A 25,126-nucleotide genomic window follows, 5' to 3' on the forward strand; every position below is an offset into this window, starting at 1 on the left:
TAAAAGGCTTTTTTCGCGAACATTGTTGCTAATTAAGGATTCATGGTAGCTGTAGATTTCCGTTGCGAAAAGAGCTTAAAAAAACAACCCACTCGGTGCCATGAAGCAACGAGTGGGTCATTTCTTATGCTTTCTTCACTTCTTCGGCTGCCTGTTTTTCTTTTTCTTCTTCGACCAGCACGCGCCGAAGTATTTTGCCAACCATCGTTTTCGGCAGCTCACTGCGGAACTCATACAGTCTTGGAGCTTTAAAGGCGGCAAGCCGTTCACGACAGAAGGTGTTGAGATCTTCTTCTTTGCATGACGCTCCTTCTTTCAGCACCAAATATGCTTTTACGGTTTCTCCACGATAAGGATCTGGAACCCCAATCACTACTGCTTCTTTAACAGCTGGATGTTCATAAAGTACTTCTTCAACTTCACGCGGATAAATGTTAAAACCTCCAGCGATGATAAGGTCTTTTTTCCGGTCCACGATATAGAAATATCCGTTTTCGTCCATATAGCCCATGTCACCTGTCAGCAGCCAGCCGTCTCTAAGCACAGCAGCTGTTTCTTCAGGCTGATTCCAATAGCCCTGCATCACTTGCGGCCCTTTTACTGCAAGCTCGCCGATCTCTCCTGGCTCTGCCATCTCACCTGTCTCAGCTGAAAGGATAGCGCACTCGGTGTCTGGCCAAGGCAAACCGATACTTCCTCTGATCTGTTTGCCATAAATTAAGTTTGCATGGGTGACCGGCGATGCTTCTGTAAGACCGTATCCTTCTACAAGCGATCCCGAAATAACACTCTGGAATTTTTCCTGAACCTCCACTGGCAGCGGAGCCGATCCGCTGATGCAGGCTTGAATCGATGATAGGTCATATTTCTTTATGTCGGGATGGTTAAGCAAGGCGATATACATCGTCGGCGCCCCTGGAAAAAGAGTCGGCTTATGCTTATGAATCGTCTTAAGCACTTGTTCAGGATCAAAACGCGGCAGAATGACAAGCTTTGCCTTCGTCATGATCCCGAAGTTCATCACGACGGTCATACCATACACATGGAAGAATGGAAGTGCGCCTAGAACGACTTCTTTTCCGTCAGATGTTCTGTAAAGCCAAGCACCGCATTGTTTGGCGTTAACAACAAGGTTACGGTGTGTCAGCATAACACCTTTCGCCGGTCCTGTCGTACCGCCGGTGTATTGCAGCAGGGCCAGATCTTTCGCAATATCGATCTCAGTTTGAGGCTCTGTTTTACCGCCCTTTTTCAACACTTGCTTAAAGGCATGCACGTCTCCGCCATACGTGATGTCCACAGTAACAGATGGGTTTTGCCTTTTTTGCACGAACGGATAAAGCAGGTTTTTTGGAAAAGGAAGGTAATCCTTGATGGAAGTGACAATCACATTTTTTAGTGAGGAAACCTCTCTTGCCGCAGAAACTCTGCCGAAAAGAAGATCGAGGCAGATTATCGTCTCTGCTCCGCTGTCACTCAGCTGATGCTTCAGTTCCCGTTCTGTATAGAGCGGGTTCGTCTGGACTACTATCCCTCCTAAAAACAATGTGCCATAATATGCGATTACCGCCTGCGGGCAGTTTGGGAGCATTACTGCCACCCTGTCGCCCTTTGAAACGCCCATTGATGCAAGTGCGTTCGCGAACTGTACCGATTGTTCGTACAGCTCCTTGTAGCTCAGTTCCATGCCTAAGAAGTGAAGCGCCGTTTTTTCTGGTTTTTGTGCGGCTGCCTCACTTAAATACGCGAATAAAGGTTTACTGCCGTAATCAAGATGACTGGAAACTTCGTTTGGATAGCTGTTAAGCCAGCGTCTTTCCATCCTCATCTCTCCCTTCTATTCACGACTGCCTAAAAAATTCTCTTCTCTTTCCCCTATTATATTGAAACCGCATTCATTTTAATATATTTTTTTAAAAATTTAAAAAATTAATTTGTTTTTAAGATATTTTGTCGAGTTTTGCATCCTATTTAGTTCATGCTGCCTATACCAAAAATGAATATCATGACCGAAGTTGGAGGAATGTTAATGTATATGAAAGGAGGAATGAAACATGACACATTCTAAAAGCAGAAGAGAAGGCGAAGACCGCGCAAGGAAAGAAAACCAGCAGCCTCATGGAAAAGTTAAATCTTTTCAAGAGCTCACGGACGGTGTGAAAAACCAGACTCCTGACGCGCAGCCAGCTGACTATGACGAAATTGAATATTAAAGGATTGTCTTTTCTATACAAAACGAAAATGTAAAAAACGAAAGGCACGCGGACAGAAGCGGAATAATCTCTTTTTCCCTTCCTAAAACGTGCCTTTCGCCTTTTAAGTGAAAAATAATAAATAAACCATGCCTGCAGCAATAAAAACACCGCTGCATACAAAAAGAACCTTCATTAACGTTTCCATGCTCTGCTCCTATTCGATTCCAGCCCCGATGACATACGATAGGCCGATCGAGATCGCCATCGAAATAAAACCGACCGCTCGGTTATCTTTCTCGATTTCCGCATCCACTTGAAACCGGGGAGTTAAGAACTCAAAAATAAAATAGCTTGCCAATAACAGCACAAAACCAAAGATTCCCCATGCGACCATCATCATGAGCGAATCATTCTGCATAATCGAAAATCTGAAAATATTCGCGATCCCGAAAATCTTTCCTCCGGTTGCCATCGCAACGGCCATATTTCCTTTTTTAATTTCATGCCAGTTCTTATATCGGGTAACGAGTTCAAAAACGGCAAGAAATAAAATCAAACATAAAACGACCACACTGTAATTGGCCGCCGTTTTAACAAACGGATTTGACATGAAATCCATAGGCCGGTTCCCTTCACTATTTGTGTCTTAAAAGCTGTTATTTAAGCACTGCGACTGTAACGCCGCTTCCGCCTTCACCAGCTTCACCCATCCGGGTTGATTTGACGCTCCGATGATTTTTAAGCAGATCCTGCACTCCGCCCCGCAGCGCCCCCGTACCTTTTCCATGAATGATGGAAACTTGATGAAAACCTGCCATAACAGCCTCATCCAGATATCGGTCAACCTCAATCATCGCATCCTCAAACCGTTTTCCGCGAAGGTCCAGCTCTGGACGAGCCGTTTGACCGCCTCCAGACATTTTTACGAACGAACGAGGTTCAGGTTTCGCTTTTTCCTGCTTAATTTTCTCAAGTGCCGTTGCTGCAACGTTCATCTTCATGATGCCGATCTGAACTTGGTATTCTTTACTGCTTACCTTTTCAATAATGAACCCCTTTTGACCGAACGTCAGAACTTTCACTTCTTCGCCAGGCACAAATTCCGCGTTCGCTTTTTTCGCCTTTTGAGCTTGTGCATTGCTCTTCTTTTCAGGAACAGCCTTCTCAAGACGTTTTTTTGCCTCTATGAGCTTATGCTCCTTCACTGAACCCCCGGCCTTTTGCAGCTCCCTTAATTCACGTATAACTTCTTCTGCTGTTCTCTGTGCCTCTGCGACGGATCGCTGTGCTTCTTCTCTTGCTTTATCTAGCAATCTGCTCTTTTCGGCTTCTAATTTGTGCAGTTCATTCTCAAGATCGGCTTTGAGTTTTTCCGATTCTTTCCGGATTTCCTTTGCTTCAGCCATCTCTTTTTCAGCACGCTTTTGGTTATCTTCAAGCGATCGGATCATGTTATCGATCTGATTGTCTTCATCTGATATCTGCGCTTTTGCTGAATCAATGATGGCTGGTTCAAGGCCTAGCCTCCTGGAGATCTCAAATGCGTTGCTCCTGCCAGGTACGCCGACTAGAAGCCGGTATGTCGGTCTTAGTGTCTGAACGTCAAACTCCACGCTGGCATTCATAACCCCGTCGCGGTTGTAAGCATACGCTTTCAGCTCACTGTAATGAGTTGTCGCAACAATTCTCGCTCCTCTCGCAAATGCATAGTCAAGGATTGAGATGGCAAGTGCTGCGCCTTCCTGCGGATCGGTTCCTGCCCCTAATTCATCGAAAAGTACAAGGCTTTCACGGTTTACATGCTTTAATATCTCTACAATGTTGACCATGTGCGAAGAAAATGTACTTAATGACTGTTCAATTGACTGTTCATCGCCAATATCTGCGTAAATGGCTTCAAAAACGGCCATCTCAGATTCTTCCTCTGCCGGTATGTGCAATCCGCACTGAGCCATAAGCGAAAGCAGCCCGATCGTTTTAAGTGTGACGGTTTTTCCTCCAGTATTCGGACCAGTTATAACAAGCGACTGAAAATCGCCGCCAAGCTCTACACTGATCGGGACGACTGTTTCTTGATCAAGCAATGGATGCCTTCCGCTCCGCAGTTTAATCAAGCCTTTATCATTCATGATGGGACGAGAAGCTTTCAGCTCATTGGCAAACCTGGCTTTAGCAAAAATAAAATCGATTTCTGCAAGCTGTTCGACATTCAGCAAAAGTTCTTGTGCGTGCTCTCCTGTTCTCGCAGAAAGTTCCCGTAAGATACGTTCGACCTCACGCGCTTCTTTAGCTTTTTCTTCTCTGATCTGGTTGTTCAATGCAACGATTGCCTGCGGCTCAATAAATAGCGTAGCACCGCTTGATGACTGGTCGTGGACCATACCGCCGAAACTTCCTCTGTATTCTTGTTTTACAGGGAGGACAAAACGGTCGTTTCGGATCGTGATAATGGCATCTGAAAGCATCTTCTGATAGCTCGATGATCGGATATACGATTCGAGCTTCTCCCGCACCCTAGATTCTAGAGTCCGCAGCTGCTGTCTGACCGTTTTTAGCGCAGCGCTGGCATCATCTGCAACTCTTCCATTGTCATCGATGCACAGCGTGATCTCCTGCTCCAGCTGCTGCAGAGGGTCGATCAGTTCAACGATACTGTCTAGTACCGGAAGCTCTATCCCGTCTTCTATCATTCCTTCTACAAACCGCTTGAACCTTCTGCCGCCATGTATAGTCGTAGCGATATCCAGCAGTTCATCAGGACTCAGCATGCCTCCGATCTCAGAGCGCTTCACAGATGAACGGATATCCCTTATTCCGCCAAGAGGCGCCTGTCCTTTCAGCCTCAAGACTTTTACGCCTTCGTCAGTTCTTTCCTGCTGGCTGTTAACTTCTTCAAGTGTGATTGCAGGGGCTAATTTTTCTATTTTTCCGGCGCCCAGTGAACAACTGGCGTGTTTTTTTAATTTATCTAGTATTTTTGACAGTTCAAGCACGCGGATAACTTTTTCGTGCATGCATAGTTCCCCCTTTTTGAGGAAAAAGTTTACTTGTTTCGCTGCAAGTACTTTTCCAGCTGAGAAAGATTCATTGTGTTCAGTACACTGTCTGGAGACACCCAGCCTCTCCGTGCTGCTGAAACACCTATTTCCATATGTTTCATTGTTTCTTTATAATGAGCGTCCGTGTTAATAGACAGCTTTACCCCATTTTCCTGAGCGAGCTTAAGCCAGTGTGATGCAAGATCCAAGCGGTTCGGATTGGCGTTAAGTTCCAGAGCAGTTCCCGTTTCAGAGGCTATGCGGATCAGTTCTTCCACATCCGCATCATATCCATCACGCCTCCCGATCAGCCTTCCGGTAGGATGTGCAATCAAATCCACATGTTTGTTCCGGAGAGCTGTCTCGAGCCTGCTCATAATCTTTTCTCTGCTCTGAGAAAAAGAGCTGTGTATGCTCGCGATAACAAAGTCAAGTTCTTTGAGCACGTCATCTTCAAAATCCAAAGAGCCATCAGGAAGGATGTCCATCTCAATGCCTGCCAAAATCTTAAACCCATCAAACTTTTTGTTCAGCCGGTCTATTTCTTTTCGCTGCATCCTCAGCCTTTCCGCTGTCAGTCCGTTTGCGACTTTTAAGTATTGAGAGTGGTCTGTGATCGCGATGTATTCATAGCCCCTGCTTATTGCTTCCTGAGCCATTTCTTCGATAGAGTGTGCACCGTCGCTCCATGTGGAGTGCATATGAAGATCACCTTTTATGTCATCGTTTTCTATTAATATATGCGGCTCTCTGAACGAGCTGATTTCTTCCGTTCCATCACGGATTTCAGGCGGAATCCATTCGAGTCCAAAATGTTTATAAAATTCTTCTTCTGTTTCAAAAGTCAGCATTTCCCCTGTTTCAAGAACCTCAACACCATACTCGCTGATTTTTTCACCGCGTTCTTTGGCTAGCTGCCTCATCTTCACGTTATGCTCCATCGACCCTGTAAAATGATGAAGAGTAGTCGCAAATTCCTCCGGTTTTACAAGGCGGAAATCAACAGAGATGGACAAGTCCCTTTCAATCACTACCGAGACTTTTGTAGGACCTTGTGCGATGATTTCCGTTATGTCCGGAAGCGCAATGAGCTGTTCTTTCACTTTTTCCGGAGAGTTCGTAGAAACGATAAAATCAAGGTCTTTAATTGTTTCGCTTGCTCTTCGCAGGCTGCCTGCTCTTGAGTATTTTTCAATCACCTTTATTTGAGAGAGCTGTTGTTCAATGCTTTCTGCTACTGGAAGCATATAAGCGATCGGAAGACGGTCAGGCCGCTTTCCGATGCTTTCGAGCGATTTTAATATTTTTTCTTCCGTTTTTGCTCCGAAACCGGCCAGCTTGCGTACATCCCCTTTTTCACATGCTTCTTTCAAGCTGTCGATATCAGTAACACCTAGCTCGCTGTATAGCTTGGCGATCTTTTTTCCGCCTAGGTTCGGCACATCCAGCAACGTAAATAAACCTTCTGGCAGAGAAGATTGCAGCTCCTCGAGCAGTGTGGATTTCCCGGTATCAGTCATTTCCGTAATCACCTGTGCAGTACCTTTTCCGATGCCGCTGATCTTTGATGGATCATCAATTTCATGCATGGGGCGGTCATCAGACTCGAGAGCATTAGCCGCTTTGCGATAGGCGGATACCTTGAAACTGTTCTCCCCTTTTATCTCTAAATAGAGGGCGATCCATTCCAATGTTTTAACGACCTGCTTTTTATTGACCATACAATACACCTCCGCTCGCATTTTCTTAATAATGAAGAAAAACCTCTCCTTAAAGGAGAAGTTTACGTGTTATTCTTCATCCACAAATCTTTTACAGCTTCCGAAAAGACAGGAGTGTTCTCTACCATTCCCTGCGCCAGCCATGAATCTTTATAATATGCCTGAATGTTTTCCGCAGGCACTAGAGATGCGATAAACAAAAGTATAAATGCAATCAAATACACCTCGACGAACCCGAAAAAGCCCCCGAGAATCCGATTTGCTGAGTTAAGCAGCGGAAGCCGGGCAAGAAAATCGAGCATAGAGCCAAATATTTGAAGGATGATTTTAGTCGCAAAAAATAAAATAGCGAATGCGATAGCGCGGTAATATGCATCCTCAAGCGGAATAGAGCTAAGCAGGAGGCCTACCGGGCTGTCGCCAGAAGGAGAGGGATAAGGCACCCAAAGCTTCACATGAGGAGTTAAGTCATCATAATAAAGATATGCAACAATATAAGCGGCAATAAATCCAGCGAGGTGCACAATCTGCATAATCAGCCCGCGCTTGAGGCCAATCAGGAATCCTGCTGCTAACAAAAATAGCAAAATGATATCAAGCATCTTCAATCTTCCTCATTTCTTAAGTGCTGTTGCAATTTTTTTAGCTCTTCTTTAATCTTTAAGTATTCGTTCATTGTATTGACGGCTGCCAGTACAGCGATTTGTTTTGTGTCGAGAAAACGGTTATGCATCTGAATTTCCCGCATTTTCTCATCAACCTTGTGAGCCACCAGGCGTATGTGAGTGGAAGTTTCGGTCCCTGATATCGTATAAGGGTGCCCGTAAATCTCGACCGTGGTACGGGTTTTCTTTTTATCTTCCGCCACGTAAAAAACCTCCAATCTTTTTCCTGCCCTTTATTGGTCAGGGAAACCTATTTCCTATCTTATCAAAAACTGCGCTATCTTGAAAATATTTGTTATGATCATTTTCTTAAAAAAAGAAAAATATGGAACTAAGCCAGGAGGAACGAATCATGTCACATGTTGTAAAAATGATGTCTGTGGACACCATTAAAAAAATGGAACTTTCGCTTAAGTCTTCGCTCACCCCTACCGCTCCGGCTGGAAGCGTTTTTTCAGCAAAGATTCCAGGCTGCACGATTACCGCCTACAAATCGGGAAAAGTACTTTTTCAAGGGAAAAATGCAGAAGCTGAAGCAGTTAAATGGGACGGCACAGCATCACCTGCAGCTAAAAAATCGTCCGCTCCGAAAAAACCTCACCGATTCGCTCCGCCATCAAACATTGCCGATCTGGCGATCATTGGAAGCGATGAAGTAGGCACGGGCGATTATTTTGGACCGATAACTGTCGCTGCTGCCTTTGTCCACCCAGACCAATTCGCACTTTTAAAAGAAATAGGCGTGAAGGATTCTAAAAACCTGAACGACAAGCAGATCATCGCCATTGCTAAGGATCTAATACATAGCATCCCATACAGCCTTCTTATTCTGCATAATGATAAATACAATCAAATGCAAAGCAAAGGCATGACTCAAGGCAAAATGAAGGCGATTCTCCATAACAGAGCACTCCAAAACGTGTTGAACAAGCTAGAAGGGGGAGCTTATGACGGCATCCTCATTGACCAGTTTTGTGAGCCAGATATCTATTTTTCTCATATAAGAAACGAACGAGATCAGCTCAGGGACAAAATTTACTTTTCTACAAAAGGCGAGTCTGTCCATCTTGCTGTAGCCGCTGCTTCCATTTTGGCACGGTACAGCTTTTTAAAAGAGATGGATAAGCTTGGAGCTTCTATCAATACGGTGCTGCCTAAAGGCGCTGGTGCATTGGTCGACGTAAAAGCAGCAGAACTGCTACAAAAGCACGGTTCGGCTGTATTAAACAATCTAGCCAAAACCCACTTCGCCAATACTAAAAAAGCACAGGCTCTTCTTCAGAAGAAAAAAGGCTGATGCAACAATACACACTGCTGCTATTAGAAATCAGAGAAGAGGTTGATCTCCGTTTCAAGTGCACGCTTTCCGCGGGGTGATAGCGAAAAGCAGAAACGGCTCGCTCAGCCACGACAAGCAAAAGGGCAAGAGGCCGGTAAGTCGCTCTTTGACTTATTGGACTCTTGAACTTTTGACCTCGAGTGGCTAGCTGTTCTCTGCTGGACAAGTGAGCCCTTCCGTCGCACGCGCCATTGGAAGGTCTCACCTTCTCACTCATCCCGCCGGAGTCGGCACCTTACACTCCGATCAACCTTATCAATGATGGATTCAAGATGTTCAAGGGAATGCGATGTCCTTTTTGATTCCTTTAAATCACCGACGAGTATTTAATGCTTTATTATACATAAGAAAGGGTAAAACCGCCTCGGCAACACGAGTTGGTTTTACCCTTTTTTGTTCTTGGATTCTATTCATTTGCAAGCAGAATTTGTTGTGATTGGAGCGGAAGGGTGCGAGACTCCTCGAAAATGAACTACACATTTTCCTCGTGCGATATATCGCTGCCGGAGCCTTCCTTGTCCAGCGGGACGAGCGGGAAGGTGAGACCCTTTAGGTCGCGCAGCGGCAAAGGGGCTCACCGCACGCCCCGCGGAAAGCTCAGCACCCTGGAGCGGAGATCACCGCACCAAACTTGTGATAAACAACTTTTTCAATCCCTCGCTGATAGCAGTTGGATTTACTTTAGACTATTTCCTTAGCTCAGCGCCGAATCTTTCTTCAAGGCTCTTGAGAACGCGCTCATAGCTTTTCGTCACTTCTTCGTCTGTAAGCGTACGTTCTGGATCGAAGAATTTAAGCGAGAAGGCGAGTGATTTCTTTCCTTCTTCCATTCTGTCACCTTGATACAGGTCAAACAGCGTGACTTCCTTCAGCAAAGCTCCGCCTGACTCCTGGATTACTGTATACAAGTCTCCCGCCGGCATTTTCTCATCTACTAAAAGAGCAATATCTCTTGTGATAGATGGATAGCGCGGCAGAGACTGATACACCATCTGTTCTGTTTCTGCTGTCAGCAGTGCCGTCGCGTTTAATTCAAACACAAAAGTTTCTGCCAGATCTCTCTCTTTTTGCACTGCAGGATGAATCTGTCCAACAAAACCGATCACGATTCCGTCCAGCTTTACTGCGGCAGTCCTTCCAGGATGCATCCCATCGACAGTTTCCTGCTCATAGGTAATTCTGCTTTCGAGCCCTAGCTCTTCAAACAGACCCTCTAAGATTCCTTTTACAAGATAAAAGTCTGTTTTCTTTTTCTCGCCCTGCCACAAATGTTCCTGGTAAACTCCAGTCATCGCACCGGACAAAAATAGTTTTTCTTCTGGCAGGACGGTTAAAGATTCCTGTTTATTGATATAGACAGAGCCCGTTTCATAAACTGCCACATCTGTCATGTTCCGGTTTTGATTGTATTGGATAACCTCTAGCAGCTGTGGAATCAGCGTCATTCGAAGCGTACTGCGTTCCTCGCTCATCGGATGAGCAACAGAAACTGGATAAACCTCTTCTTTATTCATTGAAAATCCTGTTGATTTTTCAAGCGTCGTTAAAGAATAGGTGATCGCTTGATAAAGCCCTGCACCTTCCATGTAAGCACGAATCTTTCGGCGGCCTGACTGGAGAGGAGTTAAACCGCCAGGACGCGCTTCTGACATAAGAAATGTTGTTGGAATGCGGTCATATCCATAAATTCGGCCGACTTCTTCCACGAGATCAGCGTCGATCGTGATATCTGGCCGTCTTGACGGAACGGTCACAGTGAATGTTCCGCCATTCTCCTCGTACTCAAATCCAAGCCTGCTGAAAATCTTGCATGTTTCCTCAGTTGTAATAGCCGTTCCGAGCAATTTGTTGATGCGTTCCAAAGTGACACTGACATGGTACAGCGGAGCAGTTTTTTCTCCTGCTTCGGCTTTTCCGCCAGCTGGTGTTCCGCCAGCATATTGGGACATTAACGCAACTGCCCGCTCAGCTGCCTGAACGACACGGTTGCGGTCGATTCCTTTCTCATATCGGCTGCTCGCTTCGCTTCGAAGGCCAAGATCTTTTGAAGCGGCACGTACACGTTTGCCGTCAAAATAAGCGGCCTCAAGCAAGATTGTTTTCGTATCATCCTGCACTTCTGAATCCGCCCCGCCCATCACTCCTGCAACCGCAACAGGCACAGTGCCGTTTGTGATCACAAGATGCGTGTCCTTTAACGTGCGTGTCTGTTCATCAAGAGTTTTAATGGTCTCCCCTTCATGCGCTCTGCGGATAAGAACTTCTTTTGAATCAAAACGGTCATAATCGAACGCATGCAATGGCTGGCCGTATTCTAGCAGCACATAGTTCGTAATATCAACCACGTTGTTGATCGGGCGAATTCCTGCTGCCATCAGCCTGTTCTGCATCCAGAGAGGAGACGGTGCAACCGTTACATTCTCGATAACGTAAGCTGCATAATACGGGTTATCTTCTTTGCTTTCAATGTTTACTGAAACAAAATCTGCAGCGCTTTTTTCACTTACTGTGTAAGAAACTTCAGGAATCTTGATGTCTTCCTGCAGGATTGCAGCCACTTCATAAGCGATGCCGATCATGTTAAGGCAGTCAGCGCGGTTTGGCGTCAGCCCCAACTCAAGTACATGGTCATGTAAATTTAAGTATTCAAGCGCATCTGATCCAGGCACTGCATCCGAAGGCATCACGAATATACCGCTCTGATACTCTTTTGGCACAAGCTTTGTCTCAACACCGAGTTCTTGCAGCGAGCAGATCATTCCGTTGGATTCTTCACCGCGAAGCTTTGCTTTTTTGATTTTGAAATTACCCGGCAGTACGGCTCCTGGTGCAGCAACAGCCACTTTTTGGCCAGCGGCTACATTTGGTGCGCCGCAGACAATTTGAGACAACTCACCAGCACCGATGTCTACCTGGCACACTCTTAGCTTATCTGCATTAGGATGCTGGACACATTCTTTCACATGTCCGACAATCACACCTGAAACGCCTTTATTCAAGTTTTCAACGATTTCCACTTCTATTCCGCTCTTTGTGATCTTATCTCCAAGTTCTGATGGAGATACCGTCACGTTTACATAATCTTTCAGCCAATTATACGATAACAGCATGCTGCACCCTCCTTAAACATTTCTGAACTGCTTTAAAAACCGGATATCGTTCGCATAAAAATGACGGATATCATCTATTCCATACTTAAGCATCGCTATTCGTTCTGGACCCATCCCGAACGCAAAGCCTGTATATTCTTTTGAATCAAAGCCTGCCATCTCGAGCACGTTTGGATGGACCATTCCTGCGCCTAGAATCTCGATCCAGCCAGTATGTTTACAGATCGAGCAGCCTTTTCCGCTGCATTTGAAACATGAGATGTCCATCTCTACTGACGGTTCAGTGAACGGGAAAAAGCTAGGACGAAGGCGGATTTTACGTTCCTCGCCGAACATCTTTTTCGCAAAGGTTTCAAGAACACCTTTCAAATCGCTGAGGCGGACGTTTTTGTCAACGACAAGTCCTTCGATCTGCATGAACTGGTGAGAGTGTGTCGCGTCATCGTTATCGCGTCTGTAAACTTTCCCCGGCGAGATGATCTTGACCGGTCCTTGTCCTTCATGCTTTTCCATCGTTCTTGCCTGGACTGGAGAAGTCTGTGTGCGGAGCAAAAATTCCTCGGTGATGAAGAAAGAATCCTGCATATCCCTTGCCGGATGGTCTTTCGGCAGGTTTAGTGCTTCAAAGTTATAAAAGTCCGTTTCTACCTCTGGTCCTTCTGCAATGGTGAAGCCCATACTTAAGAACAGATCCTCGATTTCTTCAACAACACTTGTCAGCGGATGAGCGCTTCCCTTCTTCGCTGGGCGTCCAGGAAGTGACACATCGATCGTTTCCTCGGCAAGACGCTTGCTGATCTCAGCTTCTTCCAGCTGTGTACTTTTTGCATCAAGTCCCTGCTGGATTCCATCTCTCACTTCATTGGCAAAAGCGCCTACAACAGGCCTCTCTTCTGCTGAAAGCTTGCCCATTCCTTTCAGAACCTCTGTGATGGGTCCTTTTTTTCCTAGATAGGCTACTTTAATGTTCTGCAGCTCTTTTAAGTCTGCTGCCGCACTGATCTTTTCAAGTGCCTCAACCTTTAAAGCCTCTAACCGGTCTTTCATCTGTAAAATCCTCCTTTTGGCGCTGCTGTTATCTGGCGAAGAACATAAAAAATCCCCGTCCGGCTAAGGGACGAGGATATCGCGGTACCACCCAAATTAACAGCTAAGCATTCACTGTTCACTTTCATGCGTTAACGGCGTTCAGCCGGTCTGCCCTACTATGAGTTCAGGCATCAGCTCAGGAGTGAATTCGACAGCTCGGCCAAAGAAATGCTTCCAGTCATGGCATCTCATCCCTGTATTGGCTTATGCAGGCTGTGTACTGCTCTCCATCTCAGCTTGTTTACAATATTTATTTGCGTATTTATTATATATGAATATATTTGTCAAATGCAACGCTATAAGAGAATTTCCCTCGTTATTTTCGAGTTCTCTGCAGCTCATATAAAAGAATCCCTGTCGCAACCGCAACGTTCAGCGACTCCGCTTTGCCGAAAATAGGGATGATCAGCTTTTCGTCTGCCGCTTTCAGCCACTCTTCTTTTACACCGCTTCCTTCATTCCCGACCAAAAGGGCAAAACCATGATTCGGGCTTGCTTCTCTCATGTCTGAAGCTTCTTTTAACGAAGTTGCATAAAGAGTAATGCCGTTATTTTTGCACCCTTCAACTGCCTCTTTAAGGTCCATCTTCACAACAGGCAAGTGAAAGACAGATCCTTGTGCAGAGCGCATTACTTTTCCGTTATAAACATCTACTGTACCTTCGCCTAAAATAACAGCATCCACACCCGCGCTGTCTGCTGTGCGTATTATTGTCCCGAGGTTGCCTGGGTCCTGAACGCCATCGATCAAAACAAACTTTTTTCCCGGTGCAAAAACGACCGAATCACTGTCTGCCATTCCACAGACAGCCATAACACCTTGAGGCTTTTCTGTCTCGCTTAATGACTTCATGATTTTTTCTGTCACTTGCCAGACAGGAATGCGGCCTTTGTCCCAGCTGCCTGGGATCTGAAAGTTTTCTTCAATGATCAGGTGATGAATGTCTGCGTTATAAGAAAGGGCTTCTTCCACTAGATGAGGTCCCTCTATTAAAAATGTGCCGGTCTTTTCTCGTTCCTTTTTAGTCAGCAGTTTTTTCCACTGTTTTACGGAAGGATTTGAGTCTGATTCAATTCGTTTCATTATTATCGTTACTCCTTTTTCATGCTTTTCTTATTATATCTGCAAAATGGTGCATAAACCAAGAGACGGTATTAAAAAATAAAGGATAGCACATCTTAAAGTGTAACGATATTCGAGGAGTGAATGAAATGGATCTTAATTTGAGAAAAGCAGTACTTCATAACGTATCAGGCAACGATAAACAGCAGCTTCAAGATACCATCGTCGACGCCATTCAAAGCGGGGAAGAAAAAATGCTTCCTGGACTTGGCGTTCTTTTCGAAGTCCTTTGGAATAATGCAGACGAAAAGAAAAAAGATGAAATGCTCGGAATCATGTCTGACGGGCTGAAGGAATAAGACACGGGGTCCGGTACCCTTTTCGAAAACAGGCGGCAAACAGCTTCCTGTACGAAAAGGGTACCGGACCCCATCTTTTATTTAATAACCGCTGTCCTGCCTTGTGTGGTTCACTTCGTTTTTCTTTAAATACCCTTCTTCAATCTGGCTGAATGTAAACCCGAGAGCCTGTCCAAGCAGTAAATATTCTTCAAACAGCAGCATCACTCTTTCACGTTTACGGTCGTCTGCCAGAGAGGACGCTTGCCGGCAAAGCGTGATAAACCGACTTGTTATACTGTCACTATCCTCTTGTTCAAGTTTTTCCAAGGGGACCTGCAGCTCTTCTGCCCCCAGATCGAGGCAGATGGAAAGGACAAAATGAAGTCCATCCACATATTCTTCAAGAATCACTTCATCCGGTGAAGGCCCTTTTGTACTCCAATATTTAAAACTTCTTGTCTCATTTGCAAGTTCACCTAGCTCCACTAAGAAAGCGAGCAGCCTTTTATTATAAAGTTCCTCATTGTTCAATGTATGTTCCCTTACGATCCGCTCGTTTAGTTGACGCTGCATGTACAGCAGTTTTTTTACATCCACTTCTCCCACATCCTTTCCTCCGTATTATAACAAAACCAGTCCAGCATTTGCGGGATCACCAGCTTATCTGCGCTATAACAAAAGTTGTATGGTTATACGCCTTTACGTCATCACCCTATAGACTATTCACTCGTTAAAATACTCCTATCGCTTGATATTCAACAGCGTTTTTATTCTTTACACTAATAAAAAGTCAGAATTTTCAGCGAAGGGGAATGATTATGAAAAAAATTTGGTCAGCTGTACTTGCTTTTACTATTGCATCTTCAATTATTGCCGGCGCTCCGCCCGGACAGCAAGCTTCTGCCGCCTCAACACTTGAAGTAGACCCAGCTTTACAATCCGTTTTATCAAAGGTGGGAGACACCAATACTATCGAGGCAGTTGTCACCTATCCATCAATGCCATCTTTGCAGAACATATCACAGCTGAAAGAACTGGGCGTTCAAACAAAAACATTTGATGAGCTTCCAATGGCCGCCGTCAGAGGAACAAAACTGGAGATACTTTCTTTACTTGGAGCGTCTCTTGGAGCGGAGTCCATATACTTAAACAAAGATCTTCAATATAAGATGAAGGATACCCGCGCTTTGATCGGTGCCGAAAGAGTCTGGAATGAACTTGGCTATACTGGCAAAGGAACGACTGTGGCTGTTATAGATTCCGGGATTGATGCGACACATACTGACCTTCCATTCGGAGAAAAGGTCATCCAAAACGTCAAGTTCCTTGTCGGCTCTTCAATTTTCTCGGAATCTTCTTCTGATGCGCTGTTCCTCGAAAACGTCCAGAATACAGATACCTCCTCCGGCCACGGAACACATGTAGCAGGGACTATTGCAGGACTCGGCACGTCCAGTGACGGACTTTATAAAGGCGTGGCTCCTGATGCGAAGCTCGTCGGTCTAAGCACAGGCGAGGGGATCAATATCTTTTGGGCGCTGGAAGCATTCGATTACGCCATCGAAAATCAGGATAAGTACGGCATCGATGTAATCAGCAATTCATGGGGGACAACGGGTGAGTATTCCGCTAAAGACCCGATTAATGTGGCCTCAAAAACAGCTCACGACGCCGGCATGGTCGTCACATTCGCGGCAGGCAACGAAGGACCCGATGACAACACCCTTAACCCCTATTCTGCTGCACCATGGGTTATCTCGGTCGCTGCAGGCACAAAAGATAGACAGCTCGCAGATTTCTCATCGCGTGGTGTAAAGGGAGATCCTCTTCTGCATCCTGATATCACAGCCCCAGGACAGGATATCGTGTCGACAAAGTCTAAGACAGGTCTAGTGATGAATGCACTTGGAACCGTCTCAGACGCAGACTATATTGCACCTGAGCATCTTCCGTATTATACGACAGCAAGCGGGACAAGCATGGCGACTCCTCATATCTCAGGCGTAGCCGCTCTGATGCTTGAAGCTAACAGCTCACTGACTCCTGATCAAGTATTACAATCCTTGCAGAGCACAGCAGACCCGATGGCGGGATACGAGTATCACGAAACAGGCTCTGGCTATGTAAACGCCTATAAAGCTGTCCTCTCAGTTAAATAAAAGAAGCAAACAGGGGGTCCGGTACCATGCTCTTAGGAACACTGCCAATAGGCGGTGTTCCTAAGAGGGTACCGGACCCCCCTTTATCTTTTTCCTCCTGCTTACTTCTTAGGCAGCTTCCTTTTCAAAGAATTCTTCCCACTTCATGACCCACTCTTTTTTTCGGACCATATAGAACAAGACGGCGAGAAATATGAGCAATGCTGCAGCGGTCAATACCGATAAAGAAGCGATAACCGTGCCCATCGAAGAATAAAGGACAGCAAGCGGGATGTTGGACAATATACTCACTTTCGTATATTCCTTAACATTCCCCGTCATCTCGAACAAACATAACGACAGTAAGTGAAAATGCACGAACGGCACCAGCTTTAATATAGCAATCTGGCTTACCGAAAAAGGCACCTGCTTTCCTACCCACTTTACCCTGAGAGTTCTTACTTTCTTCAGCCACGCAGGCAGGCATTGCAGCATGATATAGAATAACAGGCTCGATAAGCTGATTCCTATGATGGAATAAAGCGTCCCTTGGGCTGCGCCGAAAACCAATCCCCCTGCAAGACAGAGAACTCCCACCGGGATGAAGAAGAACTGGCGAAATGCCTGAATAAGTATAAAAACTGCCGGAGCAAAAACTCCGCTCCACTTGACAGCATGCATGATGCTGTCCATCGCTTCATGCATCAAATCACTCACCCCTTTACGTGATTTTATGACAGCAGACGGGCAGTATATGCAAAATAAAACGAATAATAAATACCTTCTTTTGACAAGTTATACATAGGTTAACAATACAGCAAAACGCTGCCATGCTGGAGGATACATATGGATACTGTCATATTAGCACGATCTTTTTTCGGGACATCTCTCGGTTTTCACATTATTTTTGCTACTCTTGGGGTCGGTCTGCCATTGATGATTGTCATCGCTGAAATCCTTCATCTTACTAAAAAAGACAAACATTATTCCATTATGGCAAAAAGATGGACAAAAGCATTTGCTGTTCTTCTTGGAGTCGCTATCCCCTCCGGTACGATTGTTGGAGTGCAGCTTTCCCTTCTTTGGCCAGGTTTTATGGAGATCGTCGGAAAAGTAATCTCTCTGCCGTTTCAAATCGAAATCTTCGCCTTTTTCATTGAAGCACTTTTCATGTCCATCTATGTGTATGCAGCTGACCGGCTTCCTCGCTATTTCCGGATTATAACCGTTATTTTCGTAGCCTTTGGTGCTGTGGCATCTGCCATCCTTATTACTGCAGTCAACACTTGGATGAATACACCGGATGGCTTTAAGATCAAACCTGATGGAACCATTTACGATGTGAGACCGTGGGATGCATTCTTCAATCCAAGTTTTGTATCATCAGCAATGCATGTTGCCATAACCGCCTACATGACAGGCGCGTTTGCTGTTGCATCTGTCGCAGCTTTTAAGCTGATGAAAAAGCAGAGTGAGGATGAAGCAGCTTATCACCGGAAAGGACTTCTGCTTTCTCTTATGGTCGCTTTTTCTATGAGTTTCCTGTCGAGCATAACTGGTCATCATTCAGCTCAAATCCTGCATGAATACTCACCTGAGAAGCTTGCAGCTGCAGAAGGGCTGTTCGAGACTACCACGTACGCACCGCTCGCAATCGGCGGCTATACAGACCCTGAAACAGAGGAAGTCAAGTACGGCATCGAGATCCCTTGGCTTCTCAGCTGGCTTGCTGGCGGTACTTTTGATACAGAAGTAAAGGGGCTTTATGAGTTCCCTCGTGAAACTTGGCCTCCTTTTTACGTGCACACCTTGTTTAACCTGATGGTCGGGATCGGAAGCCTGCTGCTTGCAGTTGCAGGTGCCGTCCTGCTGTATTGGTGGTTTTTTGTCCGTAAAAAAGGGAGCCGCTTTCCGAAATGGATGCTGTGGACACTTGTGTTTTCGGGACCGCTCTCTATGCTGTGCATAGAGTTTGGCTGGGTATTCAGCTGCAGCGGGAGACAGCCGTGGACCATTTACAGGGTTCAGACAACTGGGGAAGCAGCCACTAAAGCTTCCGATCTTGGTCCGCTTTTTGCACTATTTCTCCTTTTGTATATTACTTTAGGCATCCTTACCATATTGATTCTTAAAGCGTATTTTAAGCGGAACCCGGTATCAAAGGACCTGGAGAAGCTAAGTTCTTATTAGAAAGGAGGCAGCTCTATGAGTGAACAAGTTTTAGCCATCCTGATCATGTGGACCTTTATTTTTGTTTACAGCATCTTCGGATCTATTGACTTTGGCTCAGGATTTTGGGCGATGGTTTATAACAGGCATTCGAGCATGGCCGGAAAAATCGCCAACCGGTTTTTATCTCCAACATGGGAGGTAACGAATGTTTTTCTCGTCCTGCTTGTCGTGGCGTTTGTCGGTTTTTTCCCTAAAGGTGCCTACACGCTTGGAACAGTTATGCTTGTGCCGGTCAGCTTGATTTTGTTTTTTCTTGCCATACGCAGTGCGTTTATGGTGTTCTCTTATTCCGTTCAAGGCTACAGAAGGGCGATGTTTATCATTTCAGGAATATCGGGCCTTCTAATCCCCTCCCTGCTGATCGCTGTGCTGCCGATCAGCCAGGGTGGTTTCATCGAACGATCCGGAGGCAAGGAATCTTTAATGCTGGCTGAACTATTCTCCAGCCCCTCCCTGTACATGTACGTTCTGTTCGGCCTTGCTTCTGAGCTTTTTTTATCATCACTGTTTCTTGCTGACTATTCACGTGTTTCCAACAACGAAAAAGCTTACCGTCTTTACCGGGAAAACGCAATCCTTCTCGGACCCCTCACCCTTATCGCCGCAGTCATCACCCTTTTATTCATGAGTCCGGAAGCAAAATGGCTCGTGGATAACCTGTACAAGCAGAAAATATGGTTTATTTTATCTTTTATTGTTTTTCTCATATCCTACGGCTCCTTATGGTGGCCAAAAGGAAAAAGGCCGGGCATAGGCCGGCCTCGATTCGCGCTTCTCGGTGTTGTTCTTCAGTATGGTCTTGCGAGCTATGGATACGGAATGGCTCACCTGCCATATATCGTGTATCCCGATTTGACCATTTATGAAGCTTTCACCGCAAAAGAAACGTTTTATTCATTGATGATTATGTATGGAGTGGGCTTAGCGATTCTCACACCAGGCTTTTATATCTTCTGGCGCCTGTTCCTTAAGGACAAGCGTTATTTGCAGCAGGAATAATTTATAAAAATAAGCCAGCCACGAATGCAGTAATAAAACTAAGCAGCGGGATCCCCGTCTTGAAAGAAGCGTGTTTTGTCTTGTGGCGCCGCTTTTTCATGCAAAGCCACATCCCAGGTGCACCGCCAATCAAAGCAAACATCCACAAAGCCGCTTCAGGGGTTCTCCATTCACCGTTCTGGGCGGCTTCTTTATCTTTTTTCATAATCCGGTAAGATAGAGTGTTAATGATAATCAAGTAAAGGTACAGCACAATTTCATTTCCCTTCATCGTTAAAAGCTCCGGCAACGGCTACTTACGTGCCGGATTGACAGCACTTGAACCGAGTTTTCCGGATTGCATTCTCTGTTGCTTAAAATATATCCTTGATAAAGCTGATTAGAGTGTAAAGTGAGGATCCACCGTGTCAGGCGGCCGCATCGTATCACTCCATCTTTTATCGGATACATTTTAGTGGAAAAAAAGAGACCATTCTTATGAATGATCTCTTTTTTAATAATACTTAAGCTTTTAGGCTTTCTTTTGCTTTAGAAGCAAGTTCAGCGAAAGCTTTGCTGTCAGAAATAGCGATTTCAGAAAGCATCTTACGGTTGATGTCGATCCCAGCAACCTTAAGACCGTGCATTAGACGGCTGTAAGAAAGACCGTTTGTGCGTGCAGCAGCGTTGATACGCGTGATCCAAAGCTTGCGGAAGTCGCGCTTCTTCTGGCGGCGGTCACGGTAAGCATACATTAATGATTTGAAAACTTGCTGTTGAGCAACTTTAAATAATTTATGCTTGGAACCGAAATAACCTTTAGCTAATTTCAATACTTTTTTACGACGACGGCGTGTTACGTAGCCACCTTTTACTCTTGGCATAGTGAAAACCTCCTATTATTTAAGTACGATTATCTTTTCTTGTAAGTAAGCAATGTGCGGATGCGCTTGTAGTCACCGCTGTGCACAAGTTTCGCTTTACGAAGCTTACGCTTTGCTTTTGTAGACTTGTTCGCAAACAAGTGGGAAGTGTACGCACGCGCACGCTTCAATTTACCTGATCCTGTCTTTTTAAAGCGCTTAGCAGCACCTTTATGAGTTTTCATTTTAGGCATGATTGGATTCCTCCCTGGTAAAATTATTTTTCGGCTTTAGGTGCTAGTATTAGGAACATGCTGCGGCCTTCCATTTTCGGGTGCTGTTCCACCGTCGAAATATCTCCGCATTCCTTCGCTAATTTTTCCAAAACCGTTTTCCCGATCTGCGAGTGCGTGATCGCACGTCCGCGGAAACGGATGCTCGCCTTCACTTTGTCCCCTTTTTCAAGGAACTTGCGGGCGTTTCTAAGCTTCGTATTAAAATCGTTATCTTCGATTGTCGGGCTTAGACGAATTTCTTTTGTCGTAATGATTTTCTGATTTTTACGCGCTTCACGATCTTTACGCTGCTGCTCGTACTTGAACTTTCCATAGTCCATGATACGGCATACAGGCGGCTTTGCGGCAGCTGCCACAAGTACAAGGTCAAGATTTGCGTTTGCCGCTATCTCAAGAGCTTCCTGGCGGGATTTGATGCCAAGCTGGCTTCCATCCGCACCAATTAGTCTGACTTCGCGTGCACGAATTCCATCATTGACAGACATGTCCTTACTAATAGTAAGTCACCTCCAAATTATTTCCTGGATACGTAAGCATCCAATGTATGCAAATAAAAAAAGCGTCGGCGCATAATCCACCCACACGAATAATCGGCCTCAATAGCCTTTTAACGTTATCTTACCCGGCAGCTGCCATAAATGGCGCCAATCAGGTGAGAAGCGGGTGCTTCTGCTTGAAACAGTTGCTTATTTTATTTATAACAAAACATACTATACCATTTGGAATGGCAACCTGTCAATGGAACAATACATTACTTTCACAACGAGATTAATTGTACGAAACTTCTTTCGATAATGCAATACTTTTTTTTTGCCGCTCAGCACTCGTATGCTTCAAAGAAGATGTTAGCCAAAACTAAGCCCAAGAACCAAACCAACCAAAAAAAAAACCGCCATTCAATGAATGGCGGTCCCATAATTATTTATTTTTTCTGTGCAATAACTTCCATTACCATGTTCTTGAACTGATCGAAAGACATTGTTTCGGATTTCTGCTCGCCGTATTTTCTTACGTTTACAGCGTTATCAGCGATTTCCTGGTCGCCAAGGACGAGCATATAAGGTATTTTTTTCATCTGTGCTTCACGGATCTTGTACCCCATTTTCTCGTTGCGTTGATCAATGTCCACACGGATGCCAGCTTCCTTGAGTTCAGCTTGAAGCTTCTCAGCATATTCATTGTGCACGTCTGATACAGGGATCAGCTTCACTTGAACTGGTGCAAGCCATGCTGGGAATGCTCCAGCAAAGTGCTCAACAAGAATGCCAAGGAAACGGTCGATCGAACCGTAGATCGCACGGTGGATAACGACCGGACGGACTTTTTGGTTGTTTTCATCCACATACGTAAGGTCAAACTTCTCAGGCATCTGGAAATCAAGCTGGATTGTCGCACACTGGTGGCTGCGCTTAAGCGCATCCTTGATGTGGAAGTCGATCTTTGGCCCGTAGAACGCGCCATCGCCTTCGTTCAGGTGATAGTTCATGCCAAGGTCTTCAAGTACGTTCTTGAGAGCTCCCTCTGCCTGATCCCATAGCCTGTCGTCTCCCATAGAATCTTCTGGGCGAGTTGAAAGTTCAACAGAATACTCGAAGCCGAACGTGCTGTAGATTTTATCGATAAGCCTGAACACGCTCTTGATCTCGCTTTCGATCTGAGACGGTGTCACGAAAATGTGCGCGTCATCCTGACAGAATGTACGTACACGGATCATACCGTTCAGTGCGCCAGAATACTCGTGGCGGTGCACCTGCCCGAACTCAGCCATCCTTACAGGCAGATCACGGTATGAATGAAGCTTGTTCTTGAAGATTAGCATGTGGCCTGGGCAGTTCATCGGCTTCATCGCGAATTTAGTATCGTCAACTTCTGAGAAGTACATGTTTTCATGGTAGTGATCCCAGTGTCCCGACTGCTCCCACAAACGCTGGTTCATCATGAACGGTGTACGAACCTCGTCATAGTCTGCTTTCATTTGCAGCTTGCGGGAGAAGCTTTCAAGTTCTGTACGGATGATCTGACCGTTAGGAAGGTAGAAAGGCATTCCAGGCGCTTCCTCAGAGAACATGAAAAGTTCAAGTTCTTTTCCGAGTTTGCGATGGTCGCGTTTTTGCGCTTCTTCAATAAAATGAAGATGCTCATCCAGTTCTTTCTGGTTCAAGAATGAGATGCCATAAATGCGCTGCAGCATCTGGTTGTCGCTGCTGCCTCTCCAATATGCACCAGAAGTGCTCATCAGCTTGAACGCTTTTACTTTTCCTGTTGACGGAACGTGCGGTCCGCGGCAAAGGTCAAAGAATTCTCCTTGCTCATAAATCGTGATCACTGCATCTTCAGGAAGATCGCGGATCAGTTCAAGCTTTAAGTGGTCATTGATTCCTTCGAATATGGCAATCGCTTCATCACGGCTCACTTCCTTACGCTGCAGTGGAAGGTTCTCGTTTACGATTTTCTTCATCTCTTTTTCAATTAACGGCAGATCCTCAGGTGTTAATGTGTGCTCCATATCTACATCATAATAGAAGCCGTTTTCGATGACTGGGCCGATGCCGAGCTTCACATCAGGATACAGGCGTTTTAATGCCTGCGCCAGCACGTGTGCGTTCGTATGGCGTGTCATCTCAAGTCCTTCTTTAGAATCGTGCATCACGATCTCAATAGCTGCATCACGCTCAATCGGACGGGCGAAATCATACAGTTCACCATCAATCTTGCCGGCTACAGCTTTCTTTTTTAAGCTCGGGCTGATGCTTTCAGCCACTTGTTCAGGCGTTACGCCTGCAGGGAATTCACGGACTGAGTTGTCCGGGAAAGTCAATTGAATTGACATCTTTGCTCTCTCCTTTTTCTCCTAAAAATAAAAAACACCCGTCCCAAAAGAAGGGACGAGTGTAAATCTCGCGGTTCCACCCTTGTTCCGCAAGTATAATACTGTGCGGCACTCGGACAGGATAACGGCCTGCATCCGTCAGCGATTACTAATCATACGTTCACCGCTGAAGTTCAAAGGGGGTAAAGTCATTTTTCGTGTTAGGAAGCTTTCAGCCAAGGCTTCCCTCTCTATGAACCGTAAAAATGCTTCATGTCCTTATCTAAACTGATAAAAGATTAGATTGATACAAACATTATATGCACGAAAAGTAAGAAAATCAAGTGTATGGATGACAGTTTATGACTTTTTTCTGATGTTTATACGCTTTTTCTTTTTTGGAAGGCTAGAAAGGTGGTTGAGTGATATCTTTTCTTCAAAGATATTCTGGATGGTGTGAAGCAAGGCATGATCGAACGTTTCTGTATAAACGGAGATTTTTTCCGGCGATAACGCTACAAGCGGCCCAAGTACCCGCTCATCAAGATCAATTTCTTTAGTAATCAGGAGCGATTTTTCGTAAAGCCCGCCGATCTGTTCCTTCGTAAAAGGCTGCATCATGCTGTCAAATAATATGAACTCTCCATTATAAACCACCGTCACATGATCCGCTGCAGGCGGCTGTCTGTCCACACAGCGCCGGATATGATCGATAAACATCTGATACTCCAACTCCATTTTATACTCATCGATGGCGCATTCAACATAATTTTTTAAAATATGTTCATAGTGCTTCAGCCGGAACGTCACAAAGGATTCAAAGCTGAACTCCTCCGGGGGCTGTCTGAAAAAGCTGCGCCAGGCGTGAAGCACATGCTCATCAAGACAAGGCAGCTGCTGAACTTCAGGTACTCCGGCAATTTCCCCAGAAATCAGGCTTGCTGCAACCGCTGCGATCAGCTGTGACTCTTCCTCATCGTACAAAAAGTGATGCTTAATAATATGCATCAGTTTCTTTTTTTCCACGATATCACGTGTTGCCGCAGCCATTTTTTGAGCCAGACTCTCTATTTCCGTTTTCATTGTCATGGGAATTGAAATGCTCCAAGGAGGATAACCTTGCTTTATGACTGCAGCCGGCTTTATCGAAAGCCTTCTCATATTGCCATTGATTGTATAGATAGCAGATTCTGCTTCTTCGTATTGATGGAAATAAATCGTAATCGTCACTCAAGTCCCTCCCAACCGC

General features: G+C 45.3%; 23 protein-coding genes and 3 other annotated features. Of the genes, 6 read left to right on the plus strand and 17 right to left on the minus strand.

The genetic code is table 11. The features are described 5' to 3' along the window. Window positions 1–124: 124 nt before the first annotated feature. Window positions 125–1,822, minus strand: a complete 1,698-nt coding sequence (locus CGZ90_RS09640; protein ID WP_094252228.1) for an AMP-binding protein — start codon at window positions 1,820–1,822, stop codon at window positions 125–127. A gap of 232 nt (window positions 1,823–2,054) precedes the next feature. Between CGZ90_RS09640 and CGZ90_RS20730 the strand changes: the two genes are divergently transcribed. Beyond that, window positions 2,055–2,213 (plus strand): DUF6254 family protein, encoded by a 159-nt coding sequence (locus CGZ90_RS20730; RefSeq protein WP_165766825.1) that lies wholly within the window; start codon window positions 2,055–2,057, stop codon window positions 2,211–2,213. A gap of 196 nt (window positions 2,214–2,409) precedes the next feature. Here CGZ90_RS20730 and CGZ90_RS09645 read toward each other — a convergent pair whose 3' ends face one another. The 5 genes from CGZ90_RS09645 to zapA all read right to left on the minus strand — a co-directional run bounded on the left by CGZ90_RS09645 (window position 2,410) and on the right by zapA (window position 7,822). Then, window positions 2,410–2,814 (minus strand): DUF350 domain-containing protein, encoded by a 405-nt coding sequence (locus CGZ90_RS09645; protein WP_094252230.1) that lies wholly within the window; start codon window positions 2,812–2,814, stop codon window positions 2,410–2,412. Window positions 2,815–2,851: 37 nt separating this feature from the next. After that, window positions 2,852–5,209: an endonuclease MutS2 gene (locus CGZ90_RS09650; RefSeq protein WP_094252232.1), complete on the minus strand. Its 2,358-nt coding sequence runs from the start codon at window positions 5,207–5,209 to the stop codon at window positions 2,852–2,854. 29 nt (window positions 5,210–5,238) lie between these two features. After that, on the minus strand, window positions 5,239–6,954 hold the full coding sequence (polX, locus tag CGZ90_RS09655) for a DNA polymerase/3'-5' exonuclease PolX (RefSeq protein WP_094252234.1): 1,716 nt from the start codon (window positions 6,952–6,954) through the stop codon (window positions 5,239–5,241). A 62-nt stretch (window positions 6,955–7,016) separates the two neighbouring features. After that, the gene (locus CGZ90_RS09660) at window positions 7,017–7,556 is read right to left on the minus strand and encodes a CvpA family protein (protein WP_094252236.1); all 540 of its coding nucleotides are present in this window, start codon (window positions 7,554–7,556) and stop codon (window positions 7,017–7,019) included. 2 nt (window positions 7,557–7,558) lie between these two features. Continuing rightward, window positions 7,559–7,822 (minus strand): cell division protein ZapA, encoded by a 264-nt coding sequence (zapA, locus tag CGZ90_RS09665; protein ID WP_094252238.1) that lies wholly within the window; start codon window positions 7,820–7,822, stop codon window positions 7,559–7,561. A 149-nt stretch (window positions 7,823–7,971) separates the two neighbouring features. Between zapA and rnhC the strand changes: the two genes are divergently transcribed. Then, entirely contained in the window at window positions 7,972–8,916 is a 945-nt protein-coding gene (rnhC, locus tag CGZ90_RS09670) for a ribonuclease HIII (RefSeq protein ID WP_094252240.1), read from the plus strand. Between the two features lie 728 nt (window positions 8,917–9,644). Here rnhC and pheT read toward each other — a convergent pair. The 3 genes from pheT to CGZ90_RS09685 form a co-directional block, all read right to left on the minus strand. Further along, the gene (pheT, locus tag CGZ90_RS09675) at window positions 9,645–12,068 is read right to left on the minus strand and encodes a phenylalanine--tRNA ligase subunit beta (protein WP_094252241.1); all 2,424 of its coding nucleotides are present in this window, start codon (window positions 12,066–12,068) and stop codon (window positions 9,645–9,647) included. Window positions 12,069–12,080: 12 nt separating this feature from the next. Then, the gene (pheS, locus tag CGZ90_RS09680) at window positions 12,081–13,115 is read right to left on the minus strand and encodes a phenylalanine--tRNA ligase subunit alpha (protein WP_094252242.1); all 1,035 of its coding nucleotides are present in this window, start codon (window positions 13,113–13,115) and stop codon (window positions 12,081–12,083) included. A 63-nt stretch (window positions 13,116–13,178) separates the two neighbouring features. Beyond that, window positions 13,179–13,400, minus strand: a binding site (T-box leader). 73 nt (window positions 13,401–13,473) lie between these two features. Then, window positions 13,474–14,241, minus strand: a complete 768-nt coding sequence (locus CGZ90_RS09685) for a TrmH family RNA methyltransferase (RefSeq protein ID WP_094252243.1) — start codon at window positions 14,239–14,241, stop codon at window positions 13,474–13,476. Window positions 14,242–14,369: 128 nt separating this feature from the next. Between CGZ90_RS09685 and sspI the strand changes: the two genes are divergently transcribed. After that, window positions 14,370–14,579 (plus strand): small acid-soluble spore protein SspI, encoded by a 210-nt coding sequence (gene sspI / locus CGZ90_RS09690; RefSeq protein WP_094252244.1) that lies wholly within the window; start codon window positions 14,370–14,372, stop codon window positions 14,577–14,579. An 81-nt stretch (window positions 14,580–14,660) separates the two neighbouring features. Here the strand turns inward: sspI and CGZ90_RS09695 are convergent, their stop codons facing one another. Further along, the gene (locus CGZ90_RS09695) at window positions 14,661–15,134 is read right to left on the minus strand and encodes a dUTP diphosphatase (protein WP_379675175.1); all 474 of its coding nucleotides are present in this window, start codon (window positions 15,132–15,134) and stop codon (window positions 14,661–14,663) included. 245 nt (window positions 15,135–15,379) lie between these two features. Here CGZ90_RS09695 and CGZ90_RS09700 point away from each other — a divergent pair, with 245 nt between their 5' ends. Continuing rightward, window positions 15,380–16,720: a S8 family serine peptidase gene (locus CGZ90_RS09700; RefSeq protein ID WP_165766826.1), complete on the plus strand. Its 1,341-nt coding sequence runs from the start codon at window positions 15,380–15,382 to the stop codon at window positions 16,718–16,720. A 108-nt stretch (window positions 16,721–16,828) separates the two neighbouring features. Here CGZ90_RS09700 and CGZ90_RS09705 read toward each other — a convergent pair whose 3' ends face one another. Then, entirely contained in the window at window positions 16,829–17,404 is a 576-nt protein-coding gene (locus CGZ90_RS09705; protein WP_094252246.1) for a TVP38/TMEM64 family protein, read from the minus strand. Between the two features lie 141 nt (window positions 17,405–17,545). On the opposite strand from CGZ90_RS09705, the gene CGZ90_RS09710 reads away from it, so the two are divergent. Further along, complete coding sequence (locus CGZ90_RS09710; RefSeq protein ID WP_094252248.1) at window positions 17,546–18,889, plus strand: cytochrome ubiquinol oxidase subunit I; 1,344 nt, start codon at window positions 17,546–17,548, stop codon at window positions 18,887–18,889. A 15-nt stretch (window positions 18,890–18,904) separates the two neighbouring features. After that, a complete protein-coding gene (locus CGZ90_RS09715; protein WP_094252249.1) occupies window positions 18,905–19,930 on the plus strand; it encodes a cytochrome d ubiquinol oxidase subunit II in 1,026 nt (341 codons plus the stop codon). A 1-nt stretch (window position 19,931) separates the two neighbouring features. Here the strand turns inward: CGZ90_RS09715 and CGZ90_RS09720 are convergent, their stop codons facing one another. The 6 genes from CGZ90_RS09720 to CGZ90_RS09745 form a co-directional block, all read right to left on the minus strand. Continuing rightward, entirely contained in the window at window positions 19,932–20,201 is a 270-nt protein-coding gene (locus CGZ90_RS09720) for a DUF1294 domain-containing protein (RefSeq protein ID WP_094252251.1), read from the minus strand. A 232-nt stretch (window positions 20,202–20,433) separates the two neighbouring features. Next, on the minus strand, window positions 20,434–20,793 hold the full coding sequence (gene rplT / locus CGZ90_RS09725) for a 50S ribosomal protein L20 (protein WP_094252253.1): 360 nt from the start codon (window positions 20,791–20,793) through the stop codon (window positions 20,434–20,436). 29 nt (window positions 20,794–20,822) lie between these two features. Continuing rightward, a complete protein-coding gene (rpmI, locus tag CGZ90_RS09730) occupies window positions 20,823–21,026 on the minus strand; it encodes a 50S ribosomal protein L35 (protein WP_094252255.1) in 204 nt (67 codons plus the stop codon). 23 nt (window positions 21,027–21,049) lie between these two features. Continuing rightward, window positions 21,050–21,553 carry a translation initiation factor IF-3 gene (infC, locus tag CGZ90_RS09735; RefSeq protein ID WP_094252257.1) on the minus strand — a complete coding sequence of 168 codons (504 nt, stop codon included), beginning with the start codon at window positions 21,551–21,553 and terminating at the stop codon, window positions 21,050–21,052. Between the two features lie 62 nt (window positions 21,554–21,615). After that, window positions 21,616–21,749, minus strand: a sequence feature (ribosomal protein L20 leader region). 241 nt (window positions 21,750–21,990) lie between these two features. Next, complete coding sequence (gene thrS, locus CGZ90_RS09740; RefSeq protein ID WP_094252259.1) at window positions 21,991–23,898, minus strand: threonine--tRNA ligase; 1,908 nt, start codon at window positions 23,896–23,898, stop codon at window positions 21,991–21,993. Between the two features lie 48 nt (window positions 23,899–23,946). After that, window positions 23,947–24,172, minus strand: a binding site (T-box leader). 65 nt (window positions 24,173–24,237) lie between these two features. Then, window positions 24,238–25,107 (minus strand): putative sporulation protein YtxC, encoded by an 870-nt coding sequence (locus CGZ90_RS09745; RefSeq protein ID WP_094252260.1) that lies wholly within the window; start codon window positions 25,105–25,107, stop codon window positions 24,238–24,240. Window positions 25,108–25,126 lie beyond the last annotated feature (19 nt).

This window comes from Fictibacillus aquaticus (genome assembly GCF_002245695.1).
Classification (GTDB): domain Bacteria; phylum Bacillota; class Bacilli; order Bacillales; family Fictibacillaceae; genus Fictibacillus; species Fictibacillus aquaticus.

Bases quoted from the DNA above. Each gene is read 5' to 3' on its own strand.
- rpmI (WP_094252255.1), bottom strand. From the start codon at position 21,026: ATGCCTAAAATGAAAACTCATAAAGGTGCTGCTAAGCGCTTTAAAAAG.
- CGZ90_RS09685 (WP_094252243.1), bottom strand. From the start codon at position 14,241: ATGAAACGAATTGAATCAGACTCAAATCCTTCCGTAAAACAGTGGAAA.
- CGZ90_RS09695 (WP_379675175.1), bottom strand. From the start codon at position 15,134: ATGCAGCGTCAACTAAACGAGCGGATCGTAAGGGAACATACATTGAAC.
- CGZ90_RS09720 (WP_094252251.1), bottom strand. From the start codon at position 20,201: ATGAAGGGAAATGAAATTGTGCTGTACCTTTACTTGATTATCATTAAC.
- rnhC (WP_094252240.1), top strand. From the start codon at position 7,972: ATGTCACATGTTGTAAAAATGATGTCTGTGGACACCATTAAAAAAATG.
- pheS (WP_094252242.1), bottom strand. From the start codon at position 13,115: ATGAAAGACCGGTTAGAGGCTTTAAAGGTTGAGGCACTTGAAAAGATC.
- thrS (WP_094252259.1), bottom strand. From the start codon at position 23,898: ATGTCAATTCAATTGACTTTCCCGGACAACTCAGTCCGTGAATTCCCT.
- CGZ90_RS09645 (WP_094252230.1), bottom strand. From the start codon at position 2,814: ATGGATTTCATGTCAAATCCGTTTGTTAAAACGGCGGCCAATTACAGT.
- infC (WP_094252257.1), bottom strand. From the start codon at position 21,553: ATGTCTGTCAATGATGGAATTCGTGCACGCGAAGTCAGACTAATTGGT.
- polX (WP_094252234.1), bottom strand. From the start codon at position 6,954: ATGGTCAATAAAAAGCAGGTCGTTAAAACATTGGAATGGATCGCCCTC.
- CGZ90_RS09700 (WP_165766826.1), top strand. From the start codon at position 15,380: ATGAAAAAAATTTGGTCAGCTGTACTTGCTTTTACTATTGCATCTTCA.
- sspI (WP_094252244.1), top strand. From the start codon at position 14,370: ATGGATCTTAATTTGAGAAAAGCAGTACTTCATAACGTATCAGGCAAC.
- pheT (WP_094252241.1), bottom strand. From the start codon at position 12,068: ATGCTGTTATCGTATAATTGGCTGAAAGATTATGTAAACGTGACGGTA.
- CGZ90_RS09650 (WP_094252232.1), bottom strand. From the start codon at position 5,209: ATGCACGAAAAAGTTATCCGCGTGCTTGAACTGTCAAAAATACTAGAT.
- CGZ90_RS09640 (WP_094252228.1), bottom strand. From the start codon at position 1,822: ATGGAAAGACGCTGGCTTAACAGCTATCCAAACGAAGTTTCCAGTCAT.
- CGZ90_RS09710 (WP_094252248.1), top strand. From the start codon at position 17,546: ATGGATACTGTCATATTAGCACGATCTTTTTTCGGGACATCTCTCGGT.
- CGZ90_RS09715 (WP_094252249.1), top strand. From the start codon at position 18,905: ATGAGTGAACAAGTTTTAGCCATCCTGATCATGTGGACCTTTATTTTT.
- rplT (WP_094252253.1), bottom strand. From the start codon at position 20,793: ATGCCAAGAGTAAAAGGTGGCTACGTAACACGCCGTCGTCGTAAAAAA.
- CGZ90_RS20730 (WP_165766825.1), top strand. From the start codon at position 2,055: ATGACACATTCTAAAAGCAGAAGAGAAGGCGAAGACCGCGCAAGGAAA.
- CGZ90_RS09660 (WP_094252236.1), bottom strand. From the start codon at position 7,556: ATGCTTGATATCATTTTGCTATTTTTGTTAGCAGCAGGATTCCTGATT.
- CGZ90_RS09705 (WP_094252246.1), bottom strand. From the start codon at position 17,404: ATGCATGAAGCGATGGACAGCATCATGCATGCTGTCAAGTGGAGCGGA.